This is a genomic window from Mycolicibacterium sp. SMGY-1XX, assembly GCF_059132455.1.
Map to the genome: position 1 here is coordinate 6,825,782 of NZ_CP101139.1, position 12,215 is coordinate 6,837,996.

The 12,215-nt window shown below is 62.8% G+C and carries 11 protein-coding genes; 9 read left to right on the forward strand and 2 right to left on the reverse strand.

The genetic code is table 11. The features are described from left to right. Window positions 1-135: 135 nt before the first annotated feature. Together istA and istB are read left to right on the forward strand one after the other, a co-directional pair. Window positions 136-1,656 (forward strand): IS21 family transposase, encoded by a 1,521-nt coding sequence (istA, locus tag NL241_RS32605; RefSeq protein WP_494396159.1) that lies wholly within the window; start codon window positions 136-138, stop codon window positions 1,654-1,656. Further along, window positions 1,653-2,465: an IS21-like element helper ATPase IstB gene (gene istB, locus NL241_RS32610; protein WP_494396160.1), complete on the forward strand. Its 813-nt coding sequence runs from the start codon at window positions 1,653-1,655 to the stop codon at window positions 2,463-2,465. The genes istA and istB overlap by 4 nt, the downstream gene beginning before the upstream one ends. Before the next feature lie 546 nt (window positions 2,466-3,011). Here the strand turns inward: istB and NL241_RS32615 are convergent. Together NL241_RS32615 and NL241_RS32620 are read right to left on the reverse strand one after the other, a co-directional pair. Continuing rightward, entirely contained in the window at window positions 3,012-3,764 is a 753-nt protein-coding gene (locus tag NL241_RS32615; protein WP_494398433.1) for an SDR family NAD(P)-dependent oxidoreductase, read from the reverse strand. 150 nt (window positions 3,765-3,914) lie between these two features. Further along, window positions 3,915-5,171, reverse strand: a complete 1,257-nt coding sequence (locus tag NL241_RS32620) for an LLM class flavin-dependent oxidoreductase (protein WP_494396161.1) — start codon at window positions 5,169-5,171, stop codon at window positions 3,915-3,917. Between the two features lie 156 nt (window positions 5,172-5,327). Here NL241_RS32620 and NL241_RS32625 point away from each other — a divergent pair, with 156 nt between their 5' ends. The 7 genes from NL241_RS32625 (at window position 5,328) to NL241_RS32655 (ending at window position 11,679) form a co-directional block, all read left to right on the forward strand. Next, the gene (locus NL241_RS32625) at window positions 5,328-6,035 is read left to right on the forward strand and encodes a GntR family transcriptional regulator (RefSeq protein WP_494396162.1); all 708 of its coding nucleotides are present in this window, start codon (window positions 5,328-5,330) and stop codon (window positions 6,033-6,035) included. A gap of 131 nt (window positions 6,036-6,166) precedes the next feature. After that, window positions 6,167-6,967 carry an SDR family NAD(P)-dependent oxidoreductase gene (locus tag NL241_RS32630; protein WP_494396163.1) on the forward strand — a complete coding sequence of 267 codons (801 nt, stop codon included), beginning with the start codon at window positions 6,167-6,169 and terminating at the stop codon, window positions 6,965-6,967. 35 nt (window positions 6,968-7,002) lie between these two features. Then, window positions 7,003-8,460: a GMC family oxidoreductase gene (locus NL241_RS32635; protein WP_494396164.1), complete on the forward strand. Its 1,458-nt coding sequence runs from the start codon at window positions 7,003-7,005 to the stop codon at window positions 8,458-8,460. A 709-nt stretch (window positions 8,461-9,169) separates the two neighbouring features. After that, window positions 9,170-9,613: a carbohydrate ABC transporter permease gene (locus NL241_RS32640; protein WP_494398434.1), complete on the forward strand. Its 444-nt coding sequence runs from the start codon at window positions 9,170-9,172 to the stop codon at window positions 9,611-9,613. Then, entirely contained in the window at window positions 9,613-10,443 is an 831-nt protein-coding gene (locus tag NL241_RS32645) for a carbohydrate ABC transporter permease (protein ID WP_494396165.1), read from the forward strand. The genes NL241_RS32640 and NL241_RS32645 overlap by 1 nt, the downstream gene beginning before the upstream one ends. Window positions 10,444-10,836: 393 nt before the next feature. Continuing rightward, complete coding sequence (locus NL241_RS32650) at window positions 10,837-11,244, forward strand: hypothetical protein (protein ID WP_494396166.1); 408 nt, start codon at window positions 10,837-10,839, stop codon at window positions 11,242-11,244. Between the two features lie 69 nt (window positions 11,245-11,313). Beyond that, window positions 11,314-11,679 (forward strand): RidA family protein, encoded by a 366-nt coding sequence (locus NL241_RS32655; RefSeq protein ID WP_494396167.1) that lies wholly within the window; start codon window positions 11,314-11,316, stop codon window positions 11,677-11,679. Window positions 11,680-12,215 lie beyond the last annotated feature (536 nt).

Sequence of the window (12,215 nt, forward strand, 5' to 3'; positions counted from 1 at the left end):
GTGGCCAGGTCGAGGTATCCGTTTTTGGCCAAGTAAAAGTATCCACCCCGTGTTCGTCGTGTCGATCAGGAACTGCGGGCCCCGATGGTGACGGTGAAGGCGCCAACCAATCGCCATCACCACCGGGGAGTTCCATTGAAGTCTGCGAGGGACCGTATGGACATCATTTCTGCCTATCACCAGCTCGGGTCGTACCGAGCCGCCGCCGCGGAGTGCGGCACCACCCACCGCACTGTCAAGAAGGTCGTTGAGAAGTTTGAGGCCGACCAGGCCGGCATGCCGCCGCCACCGCGGGTCGAACGGGCGCACAACTACGATGCCGTGGCCGGTCTGGTCGCCGAACGGGTGGACAAGTCGAATGGTCGCATCTCGGCCAAGCGGCTACTCCCGAAAGCCCGCGCGGCCGGATACACCGGTTCCGACCGCAACTTTCGCCGCCTGGTTGCTGAGACGAAAGTGTTGTGGCGCAGCACCAATCACCGCGGACGGCGCCCAGCGGTGTGGGAACCGGGTGAATACCTGGTCATCGACTGGGCCCAGGCCGCACCGGGACTGTTCCTGTTCTGCGCGGTCCTCGCGTTCTCGAGGTGGCGCTTCGTGCGCTTCGCCACCAACGAGCGGGCGTCCACGACGCTGGGGTTGATCGCCGAGGCCTTGGCCGCTGCCGGCGGCGTGCCCGCGAAGGTGCTGGCCGATCGGATGGCATGCCTCAAAGGCGGCGTGGTCGCCAACGTCGTCGTTCCCACCCCGGACTACATCCGCCTGGCGTCCCATTACGGGTTCGCGCCCGATTTCTGTCACGCCAGCGACCCGCAGTCCAAGGGCATCGTGGAACGCCTCTGTGGGTACGCCCAGGACGATTTGGCCGTGCCCTTGTTGACCGAGGCCGCCGTCACCGGCACGCCGTTTACATTGCGTGATGCGAACGTCGCCGCGATCGCGTGGTGCGCCGAGGTCAACGCCGCCATCCATTCTGAGATCTGCGCAGTTCCCGATGAGCGTCTGATCATCGAACGCGAACTGCTGCAACCACTCCCATCTCTGAGAATGCAGATCGGGGCACCGACGGTGCTGCGCAAGGTCGACCGCCTGTCCTGCATCCGATACGGGTCGGCCCGCTACTCGGTGCCGACTCGTCTGATCGGGTCCACGGTGGCCGTGGTCGTCGACCACGGTGCGATCGTCCTGCTGGAGCCCGCGACGGGGGTGGTCGTGGCCGAACACCAACTCGTCGCCCCAGGCGGGACCTCGATCCTCGACGAGCACTACGACGGACCGCGCCCGGCACCGAGTCGCGGGCCGCGCCCGAAGACCACGGTGGAGAAGCAGTTCTGCGACCTCGGTGATGATGCGCAGGCGTTCCTCGTCGGTGCTGCGGCGATCGGCAACACCCGACTCGGGTCGGAGTTGGAGATTCTGCTCGCCCTGGGCGCGGCCCATGGGACCGACGCGCTGATTGCGGCGTTGCACCGGGCAGTGGCGTTCCGCCGGTTCAGAGCCGCCGACGTGCGTTCCATCCTGGCCGCCGGCACCGGCACCCCGCAGCCCCGCCCGGCCGGGGACGCCCTGATCCTGGACCTACCGGTCGCACCGACCCGATCCCTGGACGCCTACCGGATCACCCCGGCCGTCGCCGACGGCGAGGTGATCCCGTGACCAAGACCCCACCTATCACCGACACGGAACCTGTTGCACCACCGTCAGTTCCACCGCTGGCCGCCGACCTGGACGCCGGATTGCGGCGGCTGAAACTCGCCGCGGTGCGACGCACCGCACCGGAGGTGTTGATCACCGCCAAGACTCAACGCTGGACCCCCGAGGAAGTCCTGCGCACGCTGGTCGAGACGGAGTTGGCGGCACGGGACGCCTCCAACATCGTCAACCGCCTCAAGGCCGCCGCCTTCCCCGTGCCCAAGACGCTGGAGTCCTTCGATGTGGCCGCGTCCTCGATCCAGGCGAAGACCTTCGAGTACCTGTCGAGTCTGGAATGGATCCGGGCGCAACAGAATCTGGCGATCATCGGACCCGCCGGGACCGGCAAATCCCACACCCTGATCGGGTTGGGGACCGCGGCGATCCACGCCGGGCACAAGGTCCGCTACTTCACCGCCGCCGACCTGGTGGAGACTCTCTACCGAGGCCTGGCCGACAACACCGTCGGCAAGATCATTGAATCCCTGCTGCGGGTCGATCTGATCATCCTCGACGAACTCGGCTTCGCCCCCTTGGACGACACCGGCACCCAGTTGTTGTTTCGGCTTGTCGCCGGCGCCTACGAACGCCGATCGTTGGCCATCGGATCGCACTGGCCTTTCGAACAGTGGGGCCGATTCTTGCCCGAGCAGACCACCGCGGTCAGCATCCTCGACCGGCTCCTGCACCACGCCACCGTCGTCATCACCGACGGCGACTCCTACCGCATGAAAGACGCCCGACACCGGAAGGAGCAGCCCCCACCAACCTAGGAACTACCGCACGGGGTGGGTACTTTCATCTGGCCACCAGCGGATACTTCAACCTGGCCATTGACACGAATGAGCGCCGGTGGCACACCCCGGTACGGGACCGCACAGACTGGCCGGGGAACATGCCACTAGGGAGCGCTCAGGAAACAGCCGAAGTGTGCCGGCACCTGGAAGTCACCGAGTCGATCTGATGCCGCTGGGTCGCCCAGTACGTCGTATGACGGCCAGCGAGGTCAAAGGACTCGAAGGACTCGAAGCCGAGCGTTGGCGGATCCGGAAGCTGATTGCCAACTGAGCTCTCAACATCGACAAAGTCGGATTCTTGCGACAGAACGCATGGATCAAATCGCTTGGCGGCCGCCTGCGCGACGCTCTGCTCAGCCGCCGCACCCTCCCGCCTGGGGTGTTCCACCGCTTACTGCGTCGAGTCAAGATCGCCTCTCGAACAACGACGATTCTCCCGCTCAGGGTCCGGCTCCAGCATCGACAGACCGCCCCACGTCCACGCGAGGCCAGCGCCATACCGAAAACACAGCCGCACCTGCGCTAGACCAGGCTCGTCACCAGAAACCCACCATCAACCGGCAAGGTCACTCCCGTGATGTAGCTAGCTGCCGGAGAGGCCAGAAAAGCCGCCGCATCTGCGATCTCGGCGGGGGTGCCCCAGCGCCGTAGTGCGGTCTTGTCAACCATGATCCGCGACCTGTCGGCATCGTCTTGGAGCGTCACAGTCATGGGTGTGATGATGTAGCCGGGTGCTACGCAGTTGGCCCGCACCCCCTCACGGCCGAGCCGGTCTGCCAACGCGCGTGTCAGGCCCAACACGGCAGTCTTGCTCGCCGTGTACGCCGGAAGCGAGCGCGATCCGTTATAGCTCAGCATTGACCCGACAGTGACGACGCACCCCCGTGACCGGCGTAACCGGTCGACCGTGGCTTCGACGGCGCGCAGCGTCCCGATGAGATTGACGTCGACCACATCTGTGAACTGCTCCTCGTTCCACTCCTGATCCGGATGCGAGATACCCGCGGCGGTCACCAGCACATCAAGTTCGGCGTACTCGGCGAGGGCCGCGTCAAGTGACTCACGTACGCGTACATCGGCACGGACGAACTCAATCCGCGGATGCGGTGGCGCTCCGGGCTGCTCACGTGAGCCGAGAGCCACGACATCGGCGCCGAGCTCGGCGAACCGTACCGCGATCTCGAGGCCAATTCCCGATGTGCCGCCTGTGACCGCGATGTGTCGATCAGCGAAAAGGTTCGAGCGAAAGGCTGAGGCCTCAGCAGACCAAATCATTGCAGAGCTTCCCTTCCATTGGGGCAGTGCCGATCGCCTACTGTCGACGTCACCGCCAAATCGCACAAGAGGTGTGATTCAGCAAGACCGACCAGACCAGTCAACTTGCTGCGCAGAGAATCCCGCACCGCAGCTGCTTGGTTCGCCAACTCAAGCGCGCGGACTGCTGGCGTGGAATTGAATCGGCTCGAGGGTCGGAATCTCATGCACTGCAGGAAGGACCTCGCGGGCGAACAGATCGATACTGCGGGCGGAGACGTCAACCGGCATTGATCCGAATCGACCGGAGAGGAGGAACTCCTCGGGATGAAACGCGTCGCACAGAGCCTGGATTCGTTTCAGACATTCCTGTGGGGTGCCCCAGATCGAGTTCTTCATCCACGCGTTCGCGCGAAAGTCTGACTTACCAGCTTCGGCCGCGTAGTGCTCGTAGCCCTTGAGGTCGGCGAAGTGGGTGCCGGAGAGCTCGTAGTTGAGCTCGGCAGAGGTTACGTACTCCGGGATGAATCGCCGGGCTCCCCGCTCTGCTTCCTCCGGGTCCTCGTGGCAGTACATGTGAAGGTGGATCTTGGGCCGAGCCGGCTCGAACCCGGCGTCGGTCCGCGCTTGGGCGAACGCAGCCAGCTCGCCGGTGTACTCCTTGAAGTCCTTCTGCGGAATGAGTAGTGGGCGCAGACCCAGTGATGCGCCCACTGTGGCAGATGTGGGGCTTCCCCAGGAGAAACACATGTCGTCGAGGAGCTGCGCAGCGTCGCGCGGGCGGGGCCTCATCGTCGTCCTTTCGAAGCGGAAGTACGTGCCCTCGTAGGAGAAACACTCCTCCTCGATCGCCTTGCGGATGACCTGAACACCTTCGATGAAGCGCCCCCGCGATTCGTTCTGATCAACCGAGAGAGCCGCGAACTCACGGCGCCCAAGCCCACGCCCGAGCCCGATGAATGCCCGCCGGCCCCGCAACAGATGCTGCAACACAGTGATTTCCTCAGCCACGCGCAGAGGGTTGTGCCACGGGACGACGATCACTTGCGTGCCCACATCAATCCGAGATGTGGCCCCGGCGATGAAACTGAGCGCCTGGAGCGGATTGGGAATCATCGTGTAGGGCGTTACATGGTGTTCGACTGCCCAGAGGGAGTCGAAGCCTTGATCCTCCAGTTTCAGGACAATGTCGATCTCCTCCGCCCAGATACGGGCATCGTCAGCTGGATCGAGTGGCAGCGCCGTCTCACCCCGCTCCATCTGGAGATACCGCCCCCAGTCGGGAAAATTCTGCACTAGCCACGAAATACCGACGCGCATAATCAGCCTCTCAGATAGCGCCGCGCCGTCTTGGGCGCGACCGCGCATGAGCCAGAAGGTCTCAGCACCCAGGATTTGCCGGCTTCGCCCACCCGGATGCTCCTGCACAGCAGTCCCCTTGGGCTGCAACAAATATCGCTTCGTCCCAACGGTGCGCGCCCATTATCTGCCCAACAGGCAACCGCCTGTCAAGGGGCTATATACAGGTTGTGTATTTTTTGTTCATTACTTGCGTAAAGCCATATATGGGGCAAAGATCTTGTCATGTGTGCGTCATCGCCCGGTCACCACCGGTCCAACACCGAAACCGCGCAGACAGGCTCTGCGATCCACGCGGAGCAGGCGTATGAGCAATTGCGCTCGCTGGTGCGATTCGGCGAATTCGAGCCGGGGCAGCTCTTGAGTGAGTCCACACTCATCAAGCGACTGGGCTTGGGCAGGACACCAGTGCGCGAAGCGATTCTGCGGCTGGTCCACGAGGGTCTGCTGGTGCGCGGTCCCGAGCGAGGGCTATCGGTCAATCTGCTGGGCCCCGTGGCGGTGCGGGAACTGTATGAAGCCCGCGAAACGCTGGAAGTCTTCTGTGCACGTCGGGCCGCCGAACGTACCGACTTCGACCGCGGTTCACCACTGGGCCTGGCACTGGACGAAGGCGCTCAAGTCGCGTCCCACGGCGTGTCCTGGGCCGAGTACCGTCGGCACGATCAGCGCTTCCATACCGCCTTGGCGGAAGCCGGCAACAACGCTCGTATTGCCGGGATGCTGGCTAGCATGTTCGATGCGGCAGTCCTCGACCCCTGGTTCATCCGGATCGGTGGCATCGAAGGTCAGATGGAGCGTTCGGTTCGCGAGCACCGAGCCATTGTCGACGCGATAGCTGGCCGCGACCCCGACCTCGCCGAGAAGGCCGTGCGAGAGCATGCCGTCTCCTACCGCCGCGCTCTGGCCGAGCACCTGTTCAACGGCCACTGAAACCACTACAAGAGTCATACGTACGGGTTCGCCGCTGTGCGACTCAGCGTATTCAGCCCCGCGCCAGAGGATCTCGCCTGCATGTTGGGGACGGCGAGGATCCACCGGAGCCATTTTTGCAAGGAGTGACCATGGGACGATCCGACTACGGCCACAGCCAGCCCGTGGCCATCGTCACCGGCGGGGCCTCGGGTATCGGCGAGGCTGTCGTGGCTGCGCTCGCGAGTGACGGAGTGCCCGTGGTGATCGGCGATACCAATGAGTCGAACCTCGCGACGCTCGGGGACAGGTACGGCGACCTGGTGCGGTGCGTATCGTGCGACGTGCGCGATGAGAGTCAGATTGAGAGTCTCGTGGAGGTTGCATCGACCTTCGGGGACCTGACAATGGCTTTCAACGTTGCCGGCGTCGGGGCTCCGATGGTCCCCTTCGAGCAGCACACCGAAGCGGATTGGGATTTTGTTGTCGACATCTGCCTCAAAGGCGTGTTCTTGTCCATGAAGCACGAAGCCCGGTCGATGATCGACTCCGGAGTCGCAGGCAGCATAGTGAACTTTGCTTCGGTGAACGCAGTCATGCCGATGTTCGGAGGCGTTGCCTATGGGGCAGCGAAGGCAGGTGTCGTGATGCTCACCCAGTCAGGTGCTCTTGAGTGGGGACCTCACGGTATACGCGTCAACACCGTATCTCCGGGCGTGACCATGACGCCCATGAACAAGGGGATCGACCGGGTCCCGGGTCTGCGCGAGGCCTACTTGGAGCGTATCCCCATGAATCGAGTGGCCGAGCCCCGCGAAATGGCCGATGCAGCACTGTTTCTGGCTTCTCGCTGCGCTGGATACATCTCCGGGATCAACCTGCAGGTGGATGGCGCGTGGGGTACTACATCGTATCCAGATATGCGGCATCCGGCACGGGCCCTGCGGTCCTGAGTTCACACGCTGTCCCCGAACCGGAAGGGAGCCCAGTGCCAAGAGAGCACGCTTACGACACCGTAATTGTCGGCGCCGGCAGTGCCGGGTGTGTTGTCGCTGCACGTCTCACCGAGGACCCTGACCACCGCGTCCTCTTAGTAGAGGCGGGTCCGGACAACCAGCACCCGGAGGTGCTACGGCCGACATCACTGCGATCACTTTTCGGCACAGAATTTGATTGGGACCACTCAACGACGAAGCAGCGCAGCGTCGCAGGACGCGCCCTTCGCTGGCCCCGCGGGAGAGTCCTGGGCGGTTCGTCCTCCATCAACTCGATGATCTACAGCCGAGGCAACAGAGCCGACTACGAGGCTTGGGGCAGCGCCGAAACCCCCTGGAACTACCATACTTTGCTTCCGTTCTTCAAAAAGAGTGAGGACAATTCGCGGGGTGCCTCCGACTACCACGGAGCCGGCGGACCGATGCGCGTCGAATGTCTGCCCCAGACCCACCCTGCAAGCGCACGTTTCGTCGAGGCGGCGGTGCGCGCCGGGCACATGTACAACGATGACTTCAACGGTGCAGACCAACTCGGGGTGGGGTACTACCAGTACACGAGACGCAATGGCTGCAGAGAGTCAACAGCGACGGCGTTCATCGACCCCGTCCGACACCGAGACAACCTCCACATCATGACTGGCTGGGAAGCGGAGCGTCTCGAACTCGCTGGCAGTCGAATCACCCGCGTTCACGTCACCTCGAAGAGGGACGAGAGGCGTCGCGTCGAGGGGGCACAAGTTGTTCTCGCCGCCGGGGCCGTGGGCTCTCCGCTGCTCCTGATGCAGTCGGGTATCGGCCCCCGAGTAGAGCTGCAGGAAAATGGGATCGAGGTACTCCACGACCTTCCGCGCGTCGGCCGGAATCTGGCCGATCACCTCGCAGTGACGGTCACCGCCGGGCCCGCTGCCATGGCCGGGCCGACCGACCAAGGGCCGCTGACGAGCGGGATCCCGGAAAGCGGCGGGTTCTACAGTACGAGAGGAAGCACCGCTCCAGATATTCAATGGCTGGCAGTGCCAGGACTGGATCAGGACGCACCGGACGTCATCGTAACCCTGGTGGATGTGAAATCCCGGGGGGCGCTAAGTCTGCGACGCAATGGCCCGTCAGACGTCGTGCCACAGATCAACCCCGGCTACTTGAGCGATCCGGCAGACATGAACGTTTTGCTCGCCGGTGTTCACCACACCCGTGCACTGCTCGGACTACCAAGCATCGCCGACGCGACGGACTGGGTTCGGCGCAATGCTGTGACTCTTTACCATCCGGTGGGTACGTGCGCGTTCGGCGACGATCCAGAGCACAGCGTCTGCGACCCGACGCTGAGGGTTTGGGGAATCGACAACTTATGGGTGGTGGACGCCAGCGTCATGCCCAGCCTCCCCCGAGGCAACACAAATGCCCCCGTCATCGCCATCGCCGAGCGTTGGGCAGCGCTGGCGTCGACCTGAGCCGACTCCCATCCGATCATCGATGGCAGAGGCCGTTGAAGTCGCTTGATCTTCCTACTCGAAGGGCGTCGTAGCACGCGAAGACGCAACCAACCAGAGGATTAGGACGCAATAATGTCGAACGGATATCCGCAGGACATCGCCATGCCAAGTCGGCGAACAGTGTTGAAGTTGGGCGCTTTTGGGGCACTGGCGGTCGTTGATCTGTGTGGTCCCAGGACATAGCTGACGCATCGTTACCGGGACATGGTTACCGTTTGTGCGGGCGGTGAGCGTTGAAGTTGCGGATGGGTTTGGTCGATGTCGATGATCCTCGACCACGACGGTGACAATGGCGCCGGCGTGTGTTCGCCCCACTCGAAGTCGCTGCCCCGCGACCATCACCACACCATCCTTCGGAACTCGCCGCTGCACGCTCTGGGGTCCCGCCGGTGGCGGCGCCGGCAGCGGTGACGACGCGGGACGAGCCCGGCTTTTGGATTTCACTGCTCAACAGCGTCCGGATGACCGGCGGCACGCTGCTGGTCGCACTCGTGGGAGGCACTGCGGTGGCGTTGCTCATGAGCTATCCTTTCAGGGGCCGCGGTGTCGCAAGAACATGGTGTTCGCGGGACTCTTGGTGCCTCCCACGGCGGCTTCGCTGATCTAGAAGACGACGATATTGGATGGCAGCTTCGGGCTAGCCAATTGGACGGTCGGGCTTCTTGGCTTGGGGCCAATCGATTGGGTCGCCCGGTTCCCGATGTCCAGCATCATCACCATCGGCGCTTGGCAGTGGCTCCCCTTCACGATGATCATCGTGCTCGCCGGTCTGCAGACCGAGGATCAGTCCGCCAAGGAAGCCGCACCGATCGACGGCGCAACAGAATCGCGGATATTCTGCACCTTGACTCTGCCGCACTTGCGACCGTTCCTGGAGATCAGTGCGCTTCTGGGTGGAATCTTCATTTCGCAGAGTCTTGATCCGATCATGCTTGTCACTTTGGGCGCAGGCAATACTGAAACAGCACCATTCAAGCTCTACAACCTAGCTTTTCGAGGTTTTGACATTGGTTTGGCCTCCGCATACGGAGTGGTGATCGTCATTCTCACGCTCAGCGTCTGCTTGCTCCTCCTGTGCGCGCTGATCAGCATCTTCAAGGAGAGTGTCTGATGAATCCCAACGGAGCGGTCGGTCGGATCCGTCACCTCCTCATCACCTGGTTGGGCTGGGTCGTCGCTTTGGCGTTCTTCACCCCGCTCATCTGGGCGCTTCTGTCGAGCTTCAAGACCAACGCCGACGCTCAGACGGACCCTCCCACCTTCTTTTTCGCCCCTACCGTCGAGAATTACGAGAACGTACTGTCGGGCGAGTTCTCGCACTTCTTCATCAATTCGGTGATTATCACGGTGACGGCGACGCTGGTCTGCCTGGTCGTGGCATACCCTGTGGCTTACGCACTGGCGATCCGGCCCGTGAAGCGTTGGCGCGACGTGCTTTTCTTTCTGATGTCAACACGCCTGATGCCAGTCGTCGGGGCCATCGTGCTGCTGTACATTCTCGCAAAGAACCTTGATCTTCTCGACAGTCGGGTGACTCTGATCATTCTGTACACCACGATGAACCTGCCGATCGCGGTGTGGTTACTTCGTGCCTACATCCGCCAGATTCCGGTCAGCATCCTCGAGGCCGCACAGCTCGACGGCGCTTCCCCTCTACGTGAACTCACCCGGATCCTTTTACCGATGACGCTGCCTGGCCTCGCCGCGACCGGCATGCTGTGCACGATCTTCTGTTGGCACGAATTCATGATCGGCGTCAGTCTGACCACCTACAGCGCTGCGACGCTGCCGGTTTACCTTCCAACCTTCGTCAGCGGACGCGGCCTCTATATCGCCGAGTTGAGCACCGTTGCCGTCCTCATGACGATCCCTGTCCTGATCGGGGGCTGGCTTGCCCAGCGCCGAATCATCCAAGGCTTCGCCTTGCTCGACGAACACTGAGCAGGCAGCCAGAGTGGACACGAGCGGCGGGCACACTTTTATCGGTGTACACCGCACCACAGTGTTGGGCATTCCCGTCAGCTACGCGAGGCCAGAAGGCAATCCCGGCTACATCGCGTTGTGGCTGTCGCATCTGTCGGCCTCCCAAGGGCAGGCTGACTTGATGCTGTCGACGCTCGCGAGAAATGGAGCCGTGGCAGTTTCTTTTGAACCGCCACGGCACGGTCGCCGTGCAGACTGTTCGCCCGGTCAACTCGTGGCCGAGGTGATGTCAGACTTCCGCCAACGGATGTGGCCGCTGCTCGGCCACACGGTCCTGGAATGCCAACGCGTGGCTGACTGGTCTGTGCGAACCTTCGGCGACATACCTCTCGTTGCGGGCGGTGTGTGTCCATGGGTGGGGACGCGGCGTTGGCGTTCGCCGGTATAGATACGCGTGTTACGCGGGTCGCCGGCATCCTTTCCACACCCGACTGGCGCCGGCCGGGGATGCGCCGCCCGGGTGGGCGCGGTGAACCGATCGACCAGGGCGACGCCGACCACTACGCCCGCTGGTTCTTCGACAGGCTCGGTTTACTGACCAATATCAAGAGGTACGGGCGAGACATGGGCCTCCAGCTGCAATATGGCGGACGTGACGAGCACATCACGGCGACCTTGGCGGAAACCTTCGTTGCCCGTCTCGACAACGTAGGCCATTGCGCCGAAAGGGATGTGATCGTGCACCGCGGCCACGATCATCTGACAGGGCTACAAGCCACGGAGCTCTACCGCATCGCAGCAACCTTTCTGCTGGGCTGACCCAACGGATCAAAACCCCTGTGTGCCAAGGTATATTCACTTGGATATAACACCGCAGAAAGGAAGCACATGTCCACGATCGTGCGGCTTGATTCCGGGCCGAGGCTGAGTCGTGTTGTACGGCACGGAAATACGGTTTACCTCAGCGGTCTCACCGCAGACGACTATTCCGTCGATGTTGCCGACCAGACACGTAGCGTTCTCGCCAAGGTGGATCACTACCTGAACCTCGCGGGAACGGACAAGAGCCATGTGCTGAGCGTGCAGATCTGGCTCAAAGACGTACTGGCTGATTTCGAGGCAATGAATGTGGCCTGGTCGGAATGGGCAGATCCCGCGGCGTTGCCTGCGCGAGCGACCGGCGAATCAAAGCTCAGCCACGAGAACTGTCTTGTGGAAATGATCGTGGTCGCCGCCATGGGAGACGGCAACTAGGGGGCAAGCGACTTATGTAGTGCAGGGCGGTGTTTCGCCAGCACTTCAGATACCGGCCGTCATTAGACGCTTGCCATCAGCAACCGTCGACAGCTTGCAAGGACGATTTTGTGTGGGCCTAGCGATGGACCGTGCCTGGGGGGCGCGCCAAAGACTGCTCACTGCCGCCCCACTGACGGGAAACCTCTCTACGGCGATCGTCACCGCGGTTCGCTCGGGTGAGCGACCATCGAGGTGAAAGTCAATCGGGTTGCACAGCCGCGCCTCGGTCTGCCCGCTGTCCCCAGTCGGGCTGTCCGATCGTCGGCGGCCGTAGCGCCACCTCGAGCAACGGTTCGGGAGGTTTCGGGTCGTGAGTCGGCACGCAGATCACCAGGCGACAGCGGATGGCGCCAGTCTCGACTCACTCAGCACTTCAAGCACGTATTCTCCCCCGCCATGTGCGACAGCCGCGCACTTCGTCAGCAGAACCCGCGGAGCCCGGGCTGCAGGGAACTCCTGCAGCCCGGGCCCCGGTAACGGGCAGGATGCCAGGG

Bases quoted from the DNA above. Each gene is read 5' to 3' on its own strand.
- NL241_RS32645 (WP_494396165.1), top strand. From the start codon at position 9,613: ATGAATCCCAACGGAGCGGTCGGTCGGATCCGTCACCTCCTCATCACC.
- NL241_RS32655 (WP_494396167.1), top strand. From the start codon at position 11,314: ATGTCCACGATCGTGCGGCTTGATTCCGGGCCGAGGCTGAGTCGTGTT.
- NL241_RS32630 (WP_494396163.1), top strand. From the start codon at position 6,167: ATGGGACGATCCGACTACGGCCACAGCCAGCCCGTGGCCATCGTCACC.
- NL241_RS32625 (WP_494396162.1), top strand. From the start codon at position 5,328: ATGTGTGCGTCATCGCCCGGTCACCACCGGTCCAACACCGAAACCGCG.
- NL241_RS32615 (WP_494398433.1), bottom strand. From the start codon at position 3,764: ATGATTTGGTCTGCTGAGGCCTCAGCCTTTCGCTCGAACCTTTTCGCT.
- NL241_RS32650 (WP_494396166.1), top strand. From the start codon at position 10,837: ATGGGTGGGGACGCGGCGTTGGCGTTCGCCGGTATAGATACGCGTGTT.